This is a genomic window from Paraburkholderia sp. UYCP14C, from assembly GCF_004197395.1.
GTDB lineage: Bacteria > Pseudomonadota > Gammaproteobacteria > Burkholderiales > Burkholderiaceae > Paraburkholderia.
The window spans coordinates 154,546-173,284 of sequence record NZ_SELS01000006.1 but is presented as its reverse complement, the minus strand read 5'-3'; the positions used below and the strand labels follow the sequence as shown (position 1 = coordinate 173,284).

General features: G+C 63.6%; 17 protein-coding genes. 14 read left to right on the top strand and 3 right to left on the bottom strand.

All coding sequences use genetic code 11. From position 1 onward, the window contains the following. Window positions 1-32: 32 nt before the first annotated feature. The 6 genes from EVC45_RS07820 (at window position 33) to EVC45_RS07795 (ending at window position 6,392) form a co-directional block, all read left to right on the top strand. Complete coding sequence (locus EVC45_RS07820; protein WP_129957435.1) at window positions 33-1,109, top strand: ABC transporter ATP-binding protein; 1,077 nt, start codon at window positions 33-35, stop codon at window positions 1,107-1,109. 69 nt (window positions 1,110-1,178) lie between these two features. Continuing rightward, the gene (locus EVC45_RS07815; protein ID WP_129957434.1) at window positions 1,179-1,892 is read left to right on the top strand and encodes an HAD-IA family hydrolase; all 714 of its coding nucleotides are present in this window, start codon (window positions 1,179-1,181) and stop codon (window positions 1,890-1,892) included. Between the two features lie 2 nt (window positions 1,893-1,894). Then, on the top strand, window positions 1,895-3,229 hold the full coding sequence (locus tag EVC45_RS07810; RefSeq protein ID WP_129957433.1) for an FAD-binding oxidoreductase: 1,335 nt from the start codon (window positions 1,895-1,897) through the stop codon (window positions 3,227-3,229). Beyond that, window positions 3,230-4,138 (top strand): ABC transporter permease, encoded by a 909-nt coding sequence (locus EVC45_RS07805; RefSeq protein WP_129957432.1) that lies wholly within the window; start codon window positions 3,230-3,232, stop codon window positions 4,136-4,138. Beyond that, a complete protein-coding gene (locus tag EVC45_RS07800) occupies window positions 4,138-4,944 on the top strand; it encodes an ABC transporter permease (RefSeq protein WP_129957431.1) in 807 nt (268 codons plus the stop codon). The genes EVC45_RS07805 and EVC45_RS07800 overlap by 1 nt, the downstream gene beginning before the upstream one ends. A gap of 20 nt (window positions 4,945-4,964) precedes the next feature. After that, entirely contained in the window at window positions 4,965-6,392 is a 1,428-nt protein-coding gene (locus EVC45_RS07795) for an aldehyde dehydrogenase family protein (protein WP_129957430.1), read from the top strand. Between the two features lie 21 nt (window positions 6,393-6,413). Here EVC45_RS07795 and EVC45_RS07790 read toward each other — a convergent pair whose 3' ends face one another. Beyond that, entirely contained in the window at window positions 6,414-8,093 is a 1,680-nt protein-coding gene (locus EVC45_RS07790; RefSeq protein WP_129957525.1) for a GMC family oxidoreductase, read from the bottom strand. Between the two features lie 72 nt (window positions 8,094-8,165). Then, complete coding sequence (locus EVC45_RS07785; protein ID WP_129957429.1) at window positions 8,166-9,227, bottom strand: ABC transporter substrate-binding protein; 1,062 nt, start codon at window positions 9,225-9,227, stop codon at window positions 8,166-8,168. A gap of 337 nt (window positions 9,228-9,564) precedes the next feature. Between EVC45_RS07785 and EVC45_RS07780 the strand changes: the two genes are divergently transcribed. Beyond that, window positions 9,565-10,551, top strand: coding sequence for a D-alanyl-D-alanine carboxypeptidase family protein (locus EVC45_RS07780; RefSeq protein WP_129957428.1), 987 nt, complete (start codon window positions 9,565-9,567; stop codon window positions 10,549-10,551). 154 nt (window positions 10,552-10,705) lie between these two features. Here the strand turns inward: EVC45_RS07780 and EVC45_RS07775 are convergent, their stop codons facing one another. After that, window positions 10,706-11,833, bottom strand: coding sequence for a porin (locus EVC45_RS07775; protein ID WP_129957427.1), 1,128 nt, complete (start codon window positions 11,831-11,833; stop codon window positions 10,706-10,708). A 484-nt stretch (window positions 11,834-12,317) separates the two neighbouring features. On the opposite strand from EVC45_RS07775, the gene EVC45_RS07770 reads away from it, so the two are divergent. The 7 genes from EVC45_RS07770 to fdxA are packed head-to-tail and all read left to right on the top strand — an operon-like array spanning window position 12,318 to window position 18,731. Beyond that, on the top strand, window positions 12,318-13,349 hold the full coding sequence (locus EVC45_RS07770; RefSeq protein WP_129957426.1) for an ABC transporter substrate-binding protein: 1,032 nt from the start codon (window positions 12,318-12,320) through the stop codon (window positions 13,347-13,349). A 3-nt stretch (window positions 13,350-13,352) separates the two neighbouring features. Further along, entirely contained in the window at window positions 13,353-14,186 is an 834-nt protein-coding gene (locus EVC45_RS07765) for an ABC transporter ATP-binding protein (protein WP_129957425.1), read from the top strand. Beyond that, on the top strand, window positions 14,186-15,025 hold the full coding sequence (locus tag EVC45_RS07760) for an ABC transporter permease (protein WP_129957424.1): 840 nt from the start codon (window positions 14,186-14,188) through the stop codon (window positions 15,023-15,025). The genes EVC45_RS07765 and EVC45_RS07760 overlap by 1 nt, the downstream gene beginning before the upstream one ends. A gap of 37 nt (window positions 15,026-15,062) precedes the next feature. Beyond that, window positions 15,063-16,448 (top strand): FAD-dependent oxidoreductase, encoded by a 1,386-nt coding sequence (locus EVC45_RS07755; protein ID WP_129957423.1) that lies wholly within the window; start codon window positions 15,063-15,065, stop codon window positions 16,446-16,448. After that, the gene (locus EVC45_RS07750) at window positions 16,445-17,626 is read left to right on the top strand and encodes a CaiB/BaiF CoA-transferase family protein (protein WP_129957422.1); all 1,182 of its coding nucleotides are present in this window, start codon (window positions 16,445-16,447) and stop codon (window positions 17,624-17,626) included. Before EVC45_RS07755 ends, EVC45_RS07750 begins: the two co-directional genes overlap by 4 nt. Continuing rightward, on the top strand, window positions 17,623-18,396 hold the full coding sequence (locus EVC45_RS07745; RefSeq protein WP_129957421.1) for an enoyl-CoA hydratase-related protein: 774 nt from the start codon (window positions 17,623-17,625) through the stop codon (window positions 18,394-18,396). The genes EVC45_RS07750 and EVC45_RS07745 overlap by 4 nt, the downstream gene beginning before the upstream one ends. After that, window positions 18,396-18,731: a ferredoxin gene (fdxA, locus tag EVC45_RS07740; protein ID WP_129957420.1), complete on the top strand. Its 336-nt coding sequence runs from the start codon at window positions 18,396-18,398 to the stop codon at window positions 18,729-18,731. The genes EVC45_RS07745 and fdxA overlap by 1 nt, the downstream gene beginning before the upstream one ends. Window positions 18,732-18,739 lie beyond the last annotated feature (8 nt).

Sequence of the window (18,739 nt, the reverse complement as noted above, 5' to 3'; positions counted from 1 at the left end):
TCAACCGTTGCTTTGACCGTGAGAGCCACACCATGGATGCGAGTGCAAAAACCGGAGTGTCAATCAGGGGTGCCACCAGGCGCTATGGCGCTGTGACAGCACTCGACGACGTCTCGCTCGATATCGCGCCGGGTGAATTCGTGTCGCTGCTGGGCCCATCCGGATCGGGCAAAACGACGCTGCTCGGCATCCTGGGCGGCTTCGTTCAGCCGAGCTCGGGCAGCGTATGGGTCGGCGAGCGAGACATTACATTTGCGCCGCCGCACAAGCGCAACATCGGCATCGTGTTTCAGAACTACGCGCTGTTTCCGCACATGACGGTGGGTGAGAACGTTGCGTTCTCGCTGCGCGCGCGGCGTGAGCCGAAGTCGACATGGGCAAAACGGGTTGCCGAAGCGCTCGCGATGGTCGAGCTCGAGGGTTATGAAAGCCGCAGCGTGCATCAGCTTTCGGGCGGCCAGAAGCAGCGCGTCGCGCTGGCGCGCGCCATCGTGTTCCAGCCGCAGCTCATTCTGATGGACGAGCCGCTCTCGGCGCTCGACAAGCAGCTGCGCGAGACCATGCAGATCGAGCTGCGCAGGCTGCATCGGCAACTGGGCGCGACCATCGTCAACGTGACGCACGATCAGCGCGAAGCGCTCACCATGAGCGATCGTGTCGCGGTACTCAGGAATGGCAAGCTCGTTCAGATAGACACACCCGAGCGCCTCTACGATCGCCCGTGCGATGCCTTCGTTGCCAGCTTCATCGGTGAGGCGACGCTGCTCGACGTGAGCCGGGCTGGCGACCATGCCGTGCGTCTCGGCAACACGCTCCTGCGCACCGCGCATCCGATGCCGCGCGGGGACAAACTCCTGCTCGCCGTGCAAACCGAAAAGCTCGTCATCGACGGCGATAACCGTCATGCCGATGCCAACCGCCTGTCGTGCCGGGTGACCGAAGTGCTGTATCAGGGTGAGAGCCTGCGTGTGTTCGCATCGCTTGCCGACGGCACCGCAATCAGCCTCAGACAGCCGGGCGGCCATGACGCACGGCTTCGCATTCCCGCGCCGGGCGCACCGATGACGGTCGCGCTCGATCCGCAGGACACCATCGTGGTACCCGCATAAGTTCATTCCCCGCCTGTGCACGGGCGATTTCGACGCAAACGCAAATACGCAACCGTAGAGGATGAAGCAATGAAGCTCACCGATTTCAAGGTCCTGACGTTCGATGTCGTCGGCACGCTGATCAACTTCGAGGCGGGCGTGCTCGATTCCGTGCGCCGCCTTGGCGGTCCGAAGGCGCAAGACCTGAGCGACGACCAGATCTTCGGACCGTACATGGAAGGCCGCGCGAAGTTCTATGGCCGTTCCAGTCATGAAATGGCGAACGTCTACCTGCATCTCGCGAACAAGCTCGGCCTGCCCGACAATGCCGGTTCCGCCGCCGCGTTCCAGCGAGACGTGCTCGACTGGCCCGCGTTCGAGGATTCCGTCGCCGCATTGAAGCGTCTGCGCAAGCACTTTCGCCTGGTCGCGATGACCAACGCGGACCGCGTCGCGCTGTCGGCCTATGCGCACACGCTCGGCGATCCTTTCGACGACACCGTGTGCTGCGATGAAACCGGCGTCGCCAAACCGGACCCGCAATTCTTCGCGTATAACCGCGGACGCCAGGCGGCCTTCGGCTACAAGTTCAGCGAGATTCTGCACACGGCGCAGAGCCAGTATCACGACATCGGCATCGCGACGAAACTCGGCTACGCGACATGCTGGATCGAGCGCCGTCAGGGCATGAAGGGCTACGGCGCCACGCCCACGCCTGACAACTTCACGACGCCGACCTGGAAGTTCGCGACGCTCGCTGGCCTCGCGGACGCCGTGGACGACGAGCTGCGCGTCGCGGCCTGACGATGCACGCGCCGACCAACTCACCGGGCCCGCATGCCGAATCGCTGTGGCGAGCGATGGCCGCGCGCTTGCCGACGATGGACGCGCCGGTCAGTACCGGCGCGCCGCTCGCCCGCGATCTCGACGTGGAAGTGGCGATCATCGGCGCGGGCTATTCGGGGCTGAGCGCCGCTCATGCGCTGCAGCAGCGCGGCGTGGACTGCGCGGTGCTCGACGCGAATCCGGTCGGCTGGGGCGCGAGCGGACGCAATGGCGGCGTGGTGTCGTCCAAGTTCCGGCTGTCGTTCCCGTCGATCGCGAGCTCGCATGGGCTGGACGTCGCCAGACAGATGCACCGGCTCGCGCATGACGGGGTGCGCGCGGTCGAGTCCCTGATCGACGAGTTCCGGCTCGAGCGCGCGCGCTTCGAACCTACGGGCAGCCTGCGTTGCGCACATACCGGGCGCGCGCTGGCATCGATCTGCGCGGAAGCGGACTGGGTGCGCAACACGCTCAAGGACACCTCGATGAGCGTGCTCACGCGTGCGCAGGTCGAGCACGAAACGGGATCGAAGGGTTTCGTCGGCGGTGTGCTGAGCGCCGATTCGGGCACCATCCTGCCGCTCGAATACGTGCGCGGCCTCGCGGCGGGCGTGACGGCGCGAGGTGTGCCGGTCTACGAGGCGACGCCGGTCATCGACATGAAGCGGGCGGACGACGGGCGCGTTCTGCTGGTCGCGCCAGGCGGGACGGTGCGCGCTAACCAGGTGATCGTCGCGACCAACGCGTACTCGAACCTGACCGATGCGACGTCGCCGTACCACCGCGAACTCGTGCCGTTCAGAAGCGCGATGATCGCGACCGCGCCGCTGCCGCCCGAGCTCGATGCGCGTCTGATGGTCAATCGGCGCAGCTACACCGAAACGCGCCGCATGATGAAGTGGTTCCGCAAGGTCGATGGCCGCATGCTGTTCGGCGGCCGCGACGCGTTCGGCAAGGAAGGGGAGCCGACGGGCTTCGATGCGCTGCAACGCGCAATGGTCGCGCTGTTTCCCGACCTGAAGCACGTGCCGGTGCAATACCGCTGGTCGGGCTATGTCGGCATGACTTTCAACGCGCTGCCGCACGTTGGCCGCAGCGACGCCAGGACGACTTTCTGTCTCGGCTACAACGGCGCGGGCGTGGCGATGGCGAGCCTCGTCGGCCAGCACGCGGCGGCGCTGGCGCTGGGCGAAAAGCCCGAACTCGCGATGCTCGCGCAGGACGGGCTGCGGCCCGTGCCATTTCACGCGCTGCGTGCGCCGGGCGTCAGGCTCGTCGCTGCGTGGTATCAATTTCTCGACGCCGTGGGTGCATGAATGACGACAGCCAAACGGATGCTTCAAGACCCGACCATGCTGCGCGCCGCCACCATCGATCCTGCGGTGCGCCATCAGCGGCGCGAAGATCGCACGATGCTGCTGCTGATGGCGCCCGCGCTACTGACGATCGTGGTGCTGCTGGTGGTGCCGCTCGCGTGGCTCTCGTGGCAGTCCATCTATCACGACGGCGCCTTCACGCTGGTCAATTATCGGCGCGTCTTCACGGGCGCCTATCTCGACACGTTCCTGCTGACGTTCAAGCTCAGCTTCATCGTGACGGTCGTGACCTTGCTGCTCGGCTATCCGGTGGCGTATTTTGCCGCGTCCATCTCGCCGCGCTGGAGCGCACTCGTGCTCGGCATGGTGATCCTGCCGTTCTGGACCAGCGTGCTCGTGCGCACGTACGCCTGGCTCGTGCTTTTGCAGCGCACCGGTCTCATCAACAAGGCGCTGCTCGGGCTGGGTTTGATCGACCGGCCGTTGCAGCTTTCGTACAACCAGTTCGGCACGGTCATTGCAATGGTGCATATCCTGTTGCCGTTCATGGTGCTGCCGCTGTATTCCGCGATGCAGAAGATCCCCGCGAACCTGGCGCAAGCCGGCGCGAGCCTCGGCGGCTCGCCCCTGCATGTGTTCCTGCGCGTGTTCCTGCCGTTGTCGATGAGCGGCGTGCTCGCCGGCGTGACGCTGGTGTTCGTGCTGTGCCTCGGCTTCTACATTACGCCTGAGCTGATGGGCGGCGGCAAGTCGATGATGGTGTCGATGATCGTCAGCCGCAACGTCGAGATCTACAACAGCTGGGGCGCGGCGAGCGCGGTGAGCGTGGCGTTGCTGATCTGCGTGTTCGCGATCTTCTATGCGGTGAGCCGTGTGATTCCGCTCGAAAAAACGCTGGGGGCGAATTGATGCAGACGAATAACCAACTTTCGTTCGGACGCGTGACGCTGGGCGCGTCGGTGATGCTGATCCTCGCGTTTCTGATGCTGCCGGTGGTCATCGTCGTGCCGCTGTCGTTCTCCGATGCGCGCTTTCTGACGTTCCCGCCGCCGGGCTATTCATTGCGCTGGTATCACGCGTTTTTCGACAACCCCGAGTGGATCGACGCCGCCAGAACGACCTTCGTCGCGTCGACGTGTGCCGCGCTGCTCGCAACGCCGCTCGGCATCATGGCGGCTTACGGCATCCAGAACGGCTCGCACTGGTCGATGCGCTACCTGCGCACGCTGCTGATGCTGCCGCTGATGGTGCCGATCATCATCGTCGCGGTGGGCGTGTTCTTCGTCTATACGCAGGCGGGCTATGTGAACACGTTGAGCGGCCTGATCGTCGCGGACACGATGCTTGGCCTGCCGTACGTGCTGATTTCCGTCGGCGCCGATCTGCGCACCTTCGACCGCACGCAGGAAATGGTCGCGCGCAGCCTCGGCATGAATCGCTTGCGAGCCTTCATGACGGTGACGCTGCCGCAGATCAAGGCGAGCGTCATCGCGGCCATGGTCTTCGTTTTTATTCAGGCGCTCGATGAAACCGTCGTCGCGCTGTTCGTCTCGGGCGGCAACAATCAGACGCTCACGCGGCGCATGTTCGTCACCTTGCGCGACGAGATCGACCCGACCATCGCCGCGATCAGCACGATGCTCACGGCCATTACGCTGTGCCTCGTGCTGATCGTCGTCGTGAGCCGGCGCTCTGCTTCGGCGGCGCGCGCCTGACCTTTCTGGAGCGAGCATTGATGCAACATCTGCAGCAGTTCTATATCGATGGCGAGTGGGTCGAGCCGTCGGGCACCGCGCGGCTGGCCGTGATCGATCCTTGCACGGAGGAATCGCTGGGCGAGGTCGCGCTCGGCGATACGCTCGACGTAGACCGCGCAGTCGCGGCGGCACGGCGCGCTTTCATCGGGTTCTCGCAAACCGGCGTGCAGGAGCGGGTTGCGTTGCTCGAACGGATCCTCTCGATCTATCTGCAACGTTATGACGAGATGGCTGCGATCATCTCGCGCGAGATCGGCGCGCCGGCGCAGTTGTCGCGCGCGTGGCAGGCGGCGCTCGGCAAGCGCCATCTCGAGGAAACCCTGCGCGCCTGCGCGCAGTTTCGCTGGCAACGCCGCAAGGGCACGACGCTCGTCAATCATGAGCCGGTGGGCGTGGCCGCGCTCATCACGCCCTGGAACTGGCCGATCAACCAGATCGTCTGCAAGGTGGCGCCCGCGCTCGCGGCGGGCTGCACGATGGTGCTCAAGCCGAGCGAAGTGTCGCCGATGAACGCGGTGCTGTTCGCGGAAATCATCGACGCAGCCGGCGTGCCCAAAGGCGTCTTCAATCTCGTGAATGGCGATGGCCCGACGGTCGGCGCGGCGCTCGCGGCGCATCCCGATGTCGAGATGGTGTCCTTTACCGGTTCCACGCGCGCGGGTATCGAGATTGCCAGGCTCGCGGCGCCGACGGTCAAGCGCGTGCATCAGGAGCTCGGCGGCAAGTCGGCCAACATCCTGCTCGACGATGTCGATTTCGAAGCGGCGGTCACATCGGGCGTGCTTTCGTGCTTCAGCAACAGCGGCCAGTCGTGCAATGCGCCCACACGCATGCTGGTGCCGGCCTCGCGTCACGATGAAGCGGCGCGGATCGCCGCGCGGGTCGCCCGGTCGCAGCGCGTGGGACCTTGGGACGGCGCCGACACGACGATGGGCCCGGTTGTCAGCGACGTGCAGTTTGGGCGCGTGCAGCGGCTGATCGGGAGGGGTATCGAGGAGGGCGCTACGCTGGTCGCGGGCGGCCCTGGAAGGCCCGATGGTCTCGAGCGCGGCTACTTCGTCAAGCCAACCGTGTTCTCCAATGTGAGTCCTGCGATGACCATCGCGCGAGAGGAAATCTTCGGGCCGGTGCTGGCGATCATGCCGTATCGCGACGAAGCGCAAGCGGTGGCGATCGCGAACGATACGCCGTTCGGGCTGGCTGCCTACGTGCAATCGAAGGATCAGGAACGGGCGCGGCGCGTGGCCCTGCAAATGCGCGCGGGAAGCGTGTATGTGAACTACCCCGCGTGGGACCCGGCATCGCCATTTGGCGGATACAAGCAGTCCGGCAACGGACGCGAGTACGGCGAGTGGGGCCTGGAGGCGTTTCTGGAGGTCAAGGGGATCGTCGGTTACGGCGAGTGACGAGCGGGGCGCGCCACGGCTTCATGCGTGGCGACGCAGTAGATCCGCTACCCGTTCCGCGATCATGATCGTCGGTACACTCGTGTTCGCGCACGGAATGGACGGCATCAGCGAGGCATCGCACACATACAGGCCTTCCACGCCATGCACCGCGCCATCTGAATCCGTCACCGCGAGCGGATCACTGGCCGAACCCATGCGGCACGTTCCCGACGGATGCCATGTCCCGCCGACCGAACGCCTGACGAAATCCGTCATCGCACGATCATCGTCCAGCAGCGCGGCGAGCGTCACACCTTGCGTCACGACACGTTTGATCAAGCGGCCCCGCCAAGGCCCGGAAACCTCCAGCAAGCCGCTCAGCAAGCCGCGCTGCACCGCGTTCCACATGCCGGGCACCGCCACCGCCGCCACCCGCGGCGAATAGCTCGACGGGAAGATCACATCGCGACGCCCCGCCATCGCAGGCGAGGCCAGCGTCGCCGCGCCGAAGCGCAGCGCGAGCTTGAGCCGTTCGAGGTCGCGCACATCGGACAGCATGGCGAAATCGACTTTCGGCTCATCGAATACGCTGGACGAAGCAAGCGTCACGCGGCCGCGCGAATACGACTTGTTGACCCAGAAGAAGAGGGTCCCGAGCCGACGGCCCACCGAGTGCCATCCCGAGCGCGACAGAATCGCGCCGTGCATGTCGCCGGGCACGGTGCCCTGCAGCGCCGACGAGAAACGCACGATCGCCTGCTCATGATGCTCGTCGGGAAACGGCGCGCGTGCGCCGCGCGGCAGAAACGCGGACACCGCTATCGATGGATGCTCCATCAGATTGCGCCCCACGCCCTCGCAATCCGCGACGACGTCGATGCGATGGGCCGCGAGTTCATCGGCCGGACCAATGCCGCTGCGCATCAGCAAGGCGGGGCTATGAATCGCGCCGGACGACACGATCACGCGCCGCGCCTTCACGTCCTCACGCGTACCGTCGGCACGCACGATGCGCGCGCCGATCGCTACGCGCCCATCGAACAGAATGCGTTCGACGACTTCGCCGGTGCGTATCGAAAGATTGGGGCGGGCACGCGTGGCATCGTCGAGATAGCAGACGGAAGTGGGAATGCGCTCGCCTTGCGCGCTTACCGCGATCGACCCGATGAACGTACCGTCTTCCCACGGGCCGTTCTGGTCGTCATGAAGCGCGTAGCCGTTCTTGCCGAGCGTCTCCAGGACGGCGCGCACGAAGGGCGAGATACGCGGCCACTTCGTACGCTGTATGCGCAAAGGCCCGTCGCCGCCGTGACCCGGGCCGCGGAAATCGCAGTCGGTTTCGAGCTTGCGGAAGTAGGGCAGACACGACTCCCAGTTCCAACCCGACGCACCGAGCGCCTCCCATTCGTCGTAATCGGCCGGCGCGCCGCGATTGGCCATCAGCGCGTTGACGGCGGAGCCGCCGCCCAGCAGACGCGCCTGTTCATAACTGCGCACGGCGGCGCTCGCGCTCATGCGCGCCTTCAACTGCTGCCAGATGTTGCGCGTATCCAGATACGCGCGTCCCGGATAGCGGCTGCGGATCGCATCGGGCATCGTATGCGCGGAGATATCGCGGCCTGCTTCCACGAGGCAAACCTTCACGCCCGCATCTTCCGACAAACGCGCGGCCAGCACGCATCCCGCCGAGCCGCCGCCGAGGATCAGATAGTCGAACACGTCTGGATGGAGTGAGCCGCACATGTCAGACGATGCGCGGCACGTCAGGAACGAGGTGAAAAGAGCGGTGCGTTACTGCATGAACTTGAGCCAGCGCGCCTTCGCCTGAATGCCCGGCTCCGATGCCCACCATTCTTCCGCCATCAGTGCCTGCTTCGCCGCGTTGGCCGGCGAACTCGGCAGTTCGGCCGCGCGCTTTTCGGAGATCTTGCCGGTGTTGAACGCAGCCGGATTGCCCGGACCGTAATCGATAAACAGCGGCAGATTGGCCTGCAAATCCGGCGACAGCGCCGCATTGATGAAGCGCATCGCATCGTTCAGATTCGGCGCGTTCTTGAGCACGCACAATTGGGTGTTTTGCAGAATGCCGTCGTTATACGTGAAGCCGATGTCCGGATCGTCCTTCATCACGGCGCTCGCGCGCCCGTTCCAGATCATCGCCATGTCGACTTCGCCGTCATGCAGCAATTGCGCGGACTGGCCGCCCGATGTCCACCACACGGTAATGTCCGGCTTGATCTGCTCGAGCTTCCTGAACGCGCGATCGACGTCCAGCGGATACAGCTTGTTGCGCGGCACGCCGTCCGCGAGCAGGGCGGCTTCGAGCACGGTCACGGGATCGTTGCGCAGCGCGCGCGTGCCGGGGAAGTTCTTCACGTCCCAGAAGTCCTTCCAGCTTTGCGGCACTTTCTTCAGCGTTTTCTTGTTATAGCCGATGACCGTCGAGTAGAACTCGTACGCGACGGAATAGGGCGTGCGGTACTTTTCGGGCACGCTCGCCGCGTTGGGAAGCTTCGAGAAGTCGAGCTTTTCCAGCAAGCCCGCGCGGCCGCCGCGCAGACAGTTGGCGGTTGGGGTATCGACTACGTCCCAGACCGGCTTGGCGGTTTCGCCCTGTGCCTTGATCTGTGGCCACGCATCGGGAATGCTGTCCTGGTTGATGGTGATGCCGAGCTGCTTCGCCGCCGGGTCGAGAATCGCTTTGGTCTGGGCTTCCTGATAGGCGCCCCCCTGCGATACGAAAGTGATCTTGCCCGCCGCGAAGGCGGGCGCGGCGCCCGCGATGGTGAACAGCAATGTCATGGCCAGCGGGCGCAGCGGCAAACTCGAACAGCGGAACCTTGCAGTCTTCATCACGACATTTCCTCGACAGGGGTGAAGCGGTGGACGTCATGCAGGCAGCGCGCTTTCCCGGTACTACGTGAACGGGAAAGGCGAGTGTTCGAAGTGAATATATTGAGTCAATTTCGCGGCAGCAATGCCGGAATTGTTGGAGTGTCCATGACCTGATGTTATGTCCGGCAAACCTCATGCCTGCAGCCCGTCGTCGCAAGATCGACTTGTCTCGGTGATCCGAATGATCCCTTTCACACACCCATTCCTGCGGTTAGCAACTACAGTTAAGTGGGTGCGGACGGTCCTGCACGTTGGCCCCGCCGTTGCCTGATTGCTGTCCCAGGGTGTGAACGCCATGAAGAACTTCCTTAGCGCGCTAGTGCTCGCCTGTGCGCCGTTCGTCGCCTGGGCCGAAACGCCATTTCTCTATTCACATAGTGCAATCGTCTACGACGTCGGGCGCGGCGAAGTCCTGCTGGAAAAAAACGCCGACGACGTCCAGCCGATCGCGTCGCTCACCAAACTGATGACGGCGATGGTCGTGCTGGACAGCGCCCAGTCATTGAGAGACACGGTGACCGTAGCCGATGACGACATCGATCGGTTCAAGCACTCAGGGTCTCGCATCCCGGTCGGTGCGTCGCTCGAACGGGGAGAGATGCTGCGCCTTGCGCTGATGTCGTCCGAGAATCGCGCGGCGTCCGCACTATCGCGGGCGTTCCCGGGCGGCCAGCCCGTATTCGTCCGGAAGATGAACGAAAAGGCGCGCGCGCTGCATCTGGCCAATACGCGCTTCGACGATCCAACCGGGCTTTCGCCGGACGATCTCTCGACGGCACGCGACGTCGTGAAGATGGCGCAAGCCGCGGCGCACTATCCGTTGATCAGCGAATACACCACACTTCCCCGTTACGAAGAGGAGATCGGCACGAGGACACGGTTCTATCACAACACCGACCCGGTAGTCCGAGCCGCCGAATGGGACGTTCTGGTCGCCAAGACCGGCTATATCCGCGAGTCGGGACGCTGCATCGTGGTCGATGCGCAGATGCCGAATGGCCAGGTGATGATTGCGCTGCTCGGCTCGAAAACATCGTGGGGGCGCTCCGCCGATCTCGTCACGATACGTCGATGGCTGAACGGCGACGAAACGCCGGTCGTCGAGCCGCCTTCTTATTACGCAAGCGCCCGGCAGCATCATCACCATTCGATGCTCGCGCGTTCGCATCGCGTCAAGGTGGAGTTCGCATCGTACCGGACAGGATCGACGTCCGGCACGCACCGGCAGACCGTCAAGCACCATGCCGGCAAGCGGGAACGCCACACGCCGGTTGCCGCGTGAGCTACGCCTATAGGGCTGGGTTTGCCCCCGTACCTCCGGACACCGCCTCACAGGTTGATGATTCGGTCCTGCGCGGTCACCTTTTATCAAGGTCCATGCGAAAGGCTGTCGCGATCGGGGCAGGCAATGAATCGCCCTCCGTTTGGTCCGAAGCTCACCATTTATGACGCATGCCGATCACCGCGGAAACCTGCGTCCTGGTGGTGGACGGCGAGAGCGTGTAAATTTGCGCGAACTGCGCGTCTCCAGCTGCCTTCTGATAAATGCCGACAAGGAACAAATCGGTCCTCTTGCTGAGCAGGTAATCGACACCGGCGTTCACCTGATGCCACTTCGGACTATTGTCCTGCGGGTGATATTGCCCGGTCGTGAAGATGTACGCGGCGCCGAGCAAAAGATCAGGCCGTACATAGTCGGTCAGTGAAATCTGGGCGTTCTGAAGCGTGAGACGGGAGGCATCGAGATATTCGAATCGCACGTTGGTATAGAGCAGCGAAAGTTTCGCCGATCCAAACGCCCATGCGCCGCCCGCACCGAACATCCGTTGCTTGCTCACGCCGGAACCGGTAGCCGGATTCGTCACGAACGGCGATGAAAACCCGTAGTCGCCGACCACCGCGCCGTTGGGATTGTTGGGGTCATTCGGCATGTCGACCTGAAGATATGCCACCCCAATTGACAGCGGCCCGCTTCGGTACTGCGCGGCCGCGCTGTACGCGCTGTTGTCCGAGAAGCCTCCCGCCTTGTTTGAGAAGCCGTATAACCCTTCGAACTGGAGGCCCCGGTATACGACGCTCTTGTACTGCACTGCGTTGTTGATGCGGAAGGTGTCGAACACGTTGTCATTGTCGCCGATATGCGCGCCGTAGGCCGCGAACTGGCACGCCGACGAAAACACGCATAGCGTGACGGCTTCGTCGTATTGTCGACCAAATGTCACCGTGCCGAAGTCGTTCGACGATAGACCGACGAAAGCCTGCCGCCCGAATAACCGGCCGCCTTGCGACAGGGTGCCGTTGCCCACGTTGTAGCCGCTTTCCAGCGTGAAGATTGCCGAGAGGCCTCCGCCGAGATCTTCCACGCCGTTCATGCCCCAGCGAGGCGTCTGCATGGGCCCGCTTGCGAACTGCCAGGTGGCGTGTCCCTGCTTGTCGGTTCCTTTCTGATTGTTCGCGTAGACGATGCCCGTCGAGATCAGACCATACAGCGTCACGCTGCTTTGGGCGGATGCGACCTGGCAGGCAAGTGCGGCTACGGCGGCAACAACGACACGTCGATTCATGATTCCCCTGGGTGTTTGCATGCAAACGTGAAAATGAGTATGTGAACCGTTTGGTGAATTAGGATCGCGAAGTGAAAAGTTAACTGAAAGACCCTTCTGAGTGCTTCATCCTGCTCCGCTGTCCGCCTGCGTCACCGCGGCTTGAATCTGAACGCGAGCTGTCGCCCGGCGGGCAAAAATTTGCGCTTACGTCGTCTTCGGGCAAATTCTTGCGGAACAAAATTCGCGCCGCCTAGCATTGAATTTGACTCCCTGTGAACGAATTTTTCGCGCGTCTTTGCATCAGAGGCGCACGAATTGCGCACGGCTTCGCGGCTATCGCACACATCGTGCGTCGTACGGGTGCTCTAATTTTGGCATCGCCGGGCGCAAAAATTGATGCTTGTGGGGACACTTTTGGTTGCTGAGAATGGGTTCAACCGGCAACACCGCGAACAAAAAAGACCGGCCTCCTTGAACCCATGAAGGACCCTCGGAGATAGAGATGTCAGAACTCGAGAATGCCGCTCGCCGGCGTCTGCTGCGGATGACACTGGCAGCGGGCGGTATGGCCGCAACAGGCGCACTGCTTTCGGTGCGTGCGTTCGCGGGCGACAGGACAACCGTCAACATGCAACTCGGCTGGGTGCCTGGCGGCAACCAGGTTGGCGAAGTGGTGGCAAATCGCCTCGGCTATTACGCGCAGGAAGGCATCGATTTCCAGATCCAGCCCGGCGGACCGAACATCGATGGCGTCGCGATCGTCGCCTCGGGGCGCTGCGAGACCGGCGAAATTTCATCAAGTCCGTCGATCATGCTAGCGGTCTCAGAGGGTCTGCCAATCAAGTGCATCGCGGTTGGCCTTCAGCAGCACCCTTATTGTTTTTTTTCGCTCGAGAAGAATCCGATCCGTACGCCGCGCGACATGATCGGCAAGCGCATCGGCATTCAGTCCACGGGCATGGTGCTCCTCAAGGCGTTGCTGGCTAAGAACAAGATTCCCGAAAGCCAGGTCAACATCGTGCCGATCGGCGCTGACATGATGCCGCTTCTGAGCGGTCAGGTCGATGCGGTGACGGGCTGGCAAACTAACACCACGGCGCTCAAGCCGCTCGGAGCGGGGCGCGTCGACTTGCGTCTGTGGGACACGGGTGTGCGTCTCTATGCGCTGCCGTACTACGCGAGAACCGACACGCTCAAGGATCATCCCGACACCGTCGCGCGCTTTCTGCGAGCAACGGCGCGCGGTTGGACCTACGCGAACGCGCATCGTGACCAGGCCGTCGACCTGCTCGTCAAGGAATACCCGAATCTGAACCGTGCCGACGAACGCGTCGCCATCGATTCGCTGATGAGCTACGCGTTCGACCAGACCACCAAAACCCAGGGGTGGGGCACGATGGACGCGACGGTCTGGGAAGAGCAGATCTCGATGTATGGCCAACTCGGCCAATTCCGTACCCATCAGCCGAAGGTCGAGGACGTCATGACGATGGACGTGCTCAAGGCCACCCAATCTTCTCGCCTCACGGTGTAATCCATGCATGCTGCCACTATGAATCCGCCGCGCGCGGAGCGGTCCGGTGCGCCCTTCGGCTTGCCGTCAGAGGCGGGGCTGTCTATCAGCTGCCGCAACATCAACGTGCGCTTCTTCACTGACCGGCGCAGCGTGACGGCGATCGAGGGGTTGAGCCTCGACATCGCCACGGGCGAATTCCTGACCTTGCTGGGCCCGTCTGGCTGCGGGAAGTCGACATTCCTGCGAGTGGTCGCCGACCTCATCAAGCCGAGCCGTGGGGAGATCAGCGTGCTCGGCGCCGCGCCGCAAATGGCACGTGAGCGCCGCGACATCGGTTTCGTGTTTCAGGATGCGGCACTGCTGCCGTGGCGCACGGCCATCCAGAACGTGCAGTTGCCGCTTGAAGTTGCTGGCGGCAAGGCTCGTGCGGGCCGCGCCACGCCGCGCGAACTGCTCGAACTGGTTGGTCTCAAGGGCCGCGAGGACGCTTACCCGCATGAGATGTCGGGCGGCATGCGGCAGCGCGTGGCGATTGCGCGAGCCCTCGTGAGCGACCCGAAAGTGCTGCTGATGGACGAGCCGTTCGGCGCACTCGACGAAATCACGCGCGACCGTCTGAACGAGGAACTGCGCCGAGTGTGGAAGGAGATGAGCCTCACGACGCTCTTCGTCACGCACAGTATTTATGAAGCGGCGTTTCTCGGTCAGCGGGTACTGATGCTGGCGGCCAACCCCGGCCGTGTGAAGGAGATCGTGCCGGTGAACCTGCCCGAAGACCGCACGCTCGATATTCGCGAGAGCCGCGAATTCGTCGAACTCGCCGCCCATCTGCGGCGCGTACTGGAGACCTGCTGATGGCCACGTCCGAAATGCAATTGAACCTGTCCGCCCAGGCGGCTGATCCTGAAGCGCAGGCCTGGCTCGCGCGCCGTCGTCAGCGCATGTGGCGCGCGCGCATCCTGCCCGCGCTCGGAGTCGCGGGGTTGCTGTTCGCGTGGTGGGCGATCGTGGCGGGCTTTCACGTCAAGCCGTTTATCGCACCGTCGCCGGTGCTCGTGCTGCAAACGCTTTTCAGCAAGAGCGACGTGCTGCTGCAGAACCTGGTGCCGACCGCCATCGAGGCCTCTGCGGGCTTCCTGCTCGGCAATCTCGCGGCGATCCTGCTCGCTACCGTCTTCGTGCACAACAAGATCTTGCAGGACATCTTCTACCCGGTCGCGGTGATGATCAACTCGATCCCGGTGGTTGCAAAAGCGCCGATCCTCGTGCTGATCATGGGCAACGGACTGGAGCCGAAGATCACGATTGCGGCAATCGTCTGCTTCTTTCCGACGCTCGTGAACATGGTTCGCGGACTGCAAGCGGTGAACCCGCAGGCCATGGAACTGATGCAGATCCTGTCGGCAAGCAAGCGGGAGATCTTCTTCAAGCTGCGCCTTTATGCATCGTTGCCCTATCTGTTCTCCGCGCTGCGCATCGCCGCTTCCATGTCCGTGATCGGCGCGGTGGTCGGCGAATGGATCGGCGCGACGCAAGGTATCGGCGCGATGATCATTCAGGCGACTTACAGCTTTGATTCGGCTTTGCTGTACACGGCGATCATCATGAGCGCCGTCCTGTCCGGCCTCTTTTTCCTCGTCATCGCTGTGCTCGAGCGCTGGCTCATCCGGTGGCAGCCCGACGGCGCCCTTTGATAACGAGCGACACATCCCATTCCGATAGGAGACGAAAATGAACAGGATCAGTGACTGGATTCAGGAACCGGCGCGCGATGTGCGCGTGGCAGCAAAGGCAAACGTCGTCGTGGTTGGCGGCGGTCCCGCGGGCCTGTCGGCGGCGCTCGGCGCGGCGCGCAATGGCGCGGAGGTGATCCTGCTGGAGCGCTACAACCACCTCGGCGGTTTGGCTTCGGGCGGCATGGTGCTGGTGCTCGACGACATGTGGGACAACCACCTTCAGGAAATTTCGGTGCGCGGCACCTGCATGACCTTCATCGAGCGCATGGCGGCGCGCAAGCTCGCGACGTTCCCGCGTTCGCACGAATGGGGCGATGATCCCGCCGCGTATCGTCAGTGGGGTCGTTGGGGCACGTTCGATTTTCACAGCCAGAAGACGCCGCATCCGGTGTGCTTCGCGGCTGCGTTCGATCCGGACGCGATGAAGCGCGTCGCGCTCGAAATGGTGGAGTCGTACGGCATCCAGTTGCGTTTGCACTCGTGGTTCTCGCGCACGCTGGTCGAGAACGGCCAGGTGAAAGGCGTTATCTGCGAGACGAAAAACGGCCGTGAAGCAATTCTCGCCGACGTCGTGATCGACGCGACCGGCGACCTCGATGTCGCGGCGTCGGCGGGCGTGCCGCATGTGGGCGGCACCTATATTACGACGACGGTGTTCCGCCTCGGCGGCGTGGATACCGACGCGGCTGAGCGCTTCGAAGCCGAAGAGCCGGAAGCGTATGCGGCGCTCGATCGCCAGATCAAGCGCATTCTCGGTGGCTCGTGGGGTTACTGGTGGCTCAAGACGCCGCTGCCGGGCGTTGTCTGGTGCAACTGTCCGCACATGGCAGGTCTCGACGGACTCAAGCCCGAAGACCTGACGCGCGCGGAAGTCCAGGGCCGCAAGCACATTCACGCGGTAGTCGATTTCGTGCGTGAGAAGTTGCCCGGTTTCGAGCGCGCTTATGTGATCGACGTCGCGCCGCAGACAGGCGTGCGCCAAACGCGCCTGCTCGAAGGCGAATACGTGATGACCAAGGAAGACCTCGCGCAACGCACGCGTTTTGATGACAGCATCGCACGTGGGCGCGACTACTACATGCCCTATCGGGTGCTGTTGCCGAAGCAGGTCGACAATTTGCTGGTCGCGGGGCGGCACTACTCGGCGACGTCGCAGGCACAGAAGATGTCGCGCGAAATTCCGCCGTGCATGGCGATGGGCGAAGCCGCGGGCGTCGCCGCCGCGCTCGCGCTCGGCGCTGGCGTGTCGGTGCGCAACGTCGATGTGCGCGCGCTGCAGAAGACACTGCGCACGCAAGGCGCCGATCCCGGTGACCAGGCCGGCCGCAACGCGGACATCCCGGCGCTCGCAGTTCACGTCGATGCAAGGGAGGCAGCATGAGCGTCACGCACAACACGAACAAGCCCCACGATTTGCCGCTCGCTGGCGTACGCGTCATCGATCTGACGCAGGTCATGATGGGGCCGGTATGTACCCAGATGCTCGCGGATTACGGCGCGGATGTCATCAAGATCGAGAGAAAGGGCGCGGGCGACCTGAGCCGCTCGACGTTCGAGCCGGTGGCCGGCGCGGACAACCCGATCTTCTGCAGTCTGAACCGCAACAAGCGCAGCGTGGCGCTCGATCTGCGCGATGGCGGGCAGATGGCGGCGCTCAAGACCATGATCGCCGAGGCCGATGTGGTGGTCAGTAATTTTCGCGCGGGCGTCATGGACCGCATGGGCATCGGCTATGAAGATTGCCGCCGCCTCAATCCACGGATCATCTACGCGTCGGGATCGGGTTTTGGAGAAACCGGCCCTTATGCGCACAAGGGCGGACAGGACGTGCTCGCGCAGGCGATGAGCGGTGTGATGGCGCGCCGCGCCGACGACTCGCTACCGATTTCCGTGTACCCGACGGCGCTCGCCGACTATTCGGCCGGCATGCATATGGTGCAGGGCATTCTGCTCGCGTTGCTGCATCGCGAGCGCACCGGCGAAGGGCAAAAGGTCAACGTGTCGCTCTACAATTCGATGCTCGCCATGCAGATGCAGGAGGCCGCGATGATCATGATGGCCGACTCGGAAGTCAACTGGGCCGCGATGCCACTCTCCGGCGTATTCGACACGCAGGACGGTGCGCTCGTGCTGGTCGGCGCCTTCAAGGCAAACCCGTTGCGCGATATCTGCGCGGCGCTGCAAATCGACGACCTGTCCGCCGATTCGCGCTTTTGCAACCTCGATCAGCAGTTCGCGCACAAGGCGGTGCTGCAAGGTATCTTCCGCGATCGCTTCGCGACCAACACGCGTGATTTCTGGCTGGCGCGCCTCGACGAGCAGGATCTGCTATGCGCGCCGGTGCGCGATCTGCGCGAAGCGCTCGTCGATCCGCAGACTCTGCATAACCAGTTGATCATCGAAGGGCAGGGTGAAGGGCAGCCGGTGCGTTTCATCGGTAGTCCGATCGAGTTGTCGCTCGCCCCGGTCGGCTTGCGGCGCGCGCCGCCGAAGCTCGGGCAGCACACCGAGGAAGTGCTTCAGCAATTGCGCGGCGGCGTCGTCACGGAGGCGGCATGAGCGTACGTCTTGTTATCGATCGGCATGTCGCCACTGTGACACTCGCGCGGCCGGAAGCGCTCAACGCCGTCGACCTCGTGACCGAAGCCGAACTGCAACGCATCTGGACCGAGCTGGAGCATAACCGCGACGTGCGTGCCGTGGTTCTGACCGGCGAGGGCGAGCGGGCGTTCTGTGTCGGCGCGGACCTGAAGAACCCGTCGATGAGCGGTCTTGAATACTGGGCTGCGCCGCGTCCCGGCGGGTTCGGTGGCATCGCGCTACGCGAGACCCTCAACGTGCCGGTGATCGCGCGTGTCAACGGCTATGCGCTCGGTGGCGGCTTCGAAATGGTGCTGGGATGCGATCTCGTGATTGCGTGCGAGGAGGCGAGTTTCGGCTTGCCCGAGGCACTGGTCGGCCGGATGCCGCTCGACGGCGGCATGACACTGCTGCAACGCCAGATTCCGTATCGCCAGGCGATGGCGATGCTTCTGACCGGCCGGCGGGTTTCCGCACGCGATGGGCTCGACATGGGACTTGTCAACGAGGTCGTGCCGCGCGCCGAGCTCGATGCCGCTGTTCAACGCTGGGTCGATGCTGTGCTGGCGTGCGCGCCGTTGTCGTTGCAGGCAATCAAGCAGGTGGTCCGGCGCACCGCCACGCTGTCGGCGGTGGAAGCGCAGGCGCTGCGACTGCCCGCGCTGGTTAGCGCACTTCAATCCGAGGACGCGCACGAAGGCGTGCGCGCCTTCCAGGAAAAGCGCCAACCTTGCTGGAGCGGACGCTGATGGCCTACGTTATCACCTCGCCCTGCATCGACGTGAAAGACGGTGCATGCGTGAAATGCTGCCCGGTCGACTGCATCTATGAAGGCGGGCGCACCCTCTACATTCATCCCGAGGAATGTATCAATTGCGGGGTGTGCGTGTCGGTGTGCCCGACCGAGGCCATCTTTCACGACGAAGAACTCCCGCCCGCGGAGGCGTCGTTCGCCGCCGTGAACCGTGAATTCTTCGGCGCCCGGGTGACCGCCCTCGGTTCACCGGGTGGCGCTTGCGACGTGGGTAGGGTAGCCTGCGATCATCCCGAGGTCGCGGCGTGGCCGGTGCGGGTCACGTATTGAGGCAACAC

Excerpts from the sequence above, each read along its gene's own strand:
- EVC45_RS07805 (WP_129957432.1), top strand. The coding sequence starts at position 3,230 with ATGACGACAGCCAAACGGATGCTTCAAGACCCGACCATGCTGCGCGCC.
- EVC45_RS07820 (WP_129957435.1), top strand. The coding sequence starts at position 33 with ATGGATGCGAGTGCAAAAACCGGAGTGTCAATCAGGGGTGCCACCAGG.
- EVC45_RS07780 (WP_129957428.1), top strand. The coding sequence starts at position 9,565 with ATGAAGAACTTCCTTAGCGCGCTAGTGCTCGCCTGTGCGCCGTTCGTC.
- fdxA (WP_129957420.1), top strand. The coding sequence starts at position 18,396 with ATGGCCTACGTTATCACCTCGCCCTGCATCGACGTGAAAGACGGTGCA.
- EVC45_RS07785 (WP_129957429.1), bottom strand. The coding sequence starts at position 9,227 with ATGAAGACTGCAAGGTTCCGCTGTTCGAGTTTGCCGCTGCGCCCGCTG.
- EVC45_RS07810 (WP_129957433.1), top strand. The coding sequence starts at position 1,895 with ATGCACGCGCCGACCAACTCACCGGGCCCGCATGCCGAATCGCTGTGG.
- EVC45_RS07745 (WP_129957421.1), top strand. The coding sequence starts at position 17,623 with ATGAGCGTACGTCTTGTTATCGATCGGCATGTCGCCACTGTGACACTC.
- EVC45_RS07775 (WP_129957427.1), bottom strand. The coding sequence starts at position 11,833 with ATGAATCGACGTGTCGTTGTTGCCGCCGTAGCCGCACTTGCCTGCCAG.
- EVC45_RS07760 (WP_129957424.1), top strand. The coding sequence starts at position 14,186 with ATGGCCACGTCCGAAATGCAATTGAACCTGTCCGCCCAGGCGGCTGAT.
- EVC45_RS07750 (WP_129957422.1), top strand. The coding sequence starts at position 16,445 with ATGAGCGTCACGCACAACACGAACAAGCCCCACGATTTGCCGCTCGCT.
- EVC45_RS07770 (WP_129957426.1), top strand. The coding sequence starts at position 12,318 with ATGTCAGAACTCGAGAATGCCGCTCGCCGGCGTCTGCTGCGGATGACA.
- EVC45_RS07755 (WP_129957423.1), top strand. The coding sequence starts at position 15,063 with ATGAACAGGATCAGTGACTGGATTCAGGAACCGGCGCGCGATGTGCGC.
- EVC45_RS07795 (WP_129957430.1), top strand. The coding sequence starts at position 4,965 with ATGCAACATCTGCAGCAGTTCTATATCGATGGCGAGTGGGTCGAGCCG.
- EVC45_RS07800 (WP_129957431.1), top strand. The coding sequence starts at position 4,138 with ATGCAGACGAATAACCAACTTTCGTTCGGACGCGTGACGCTGGGCGCG.
- EVC45_RS07765 (WP_129957425.1), top strand. The coding sequence starts at position 13,353 with ATGCATGCTGCCACTATGAATCCGCCGCGCGCGGAGCGGTCCGGTGCG.
- EVC45_RS07815 (WP_129957434.1), top strand. The coding sequence starts at position 1,179 with ATGAAGCTCACCGATTTCAAGGTCCTGACGTTCGATGTCGTCGGCACG.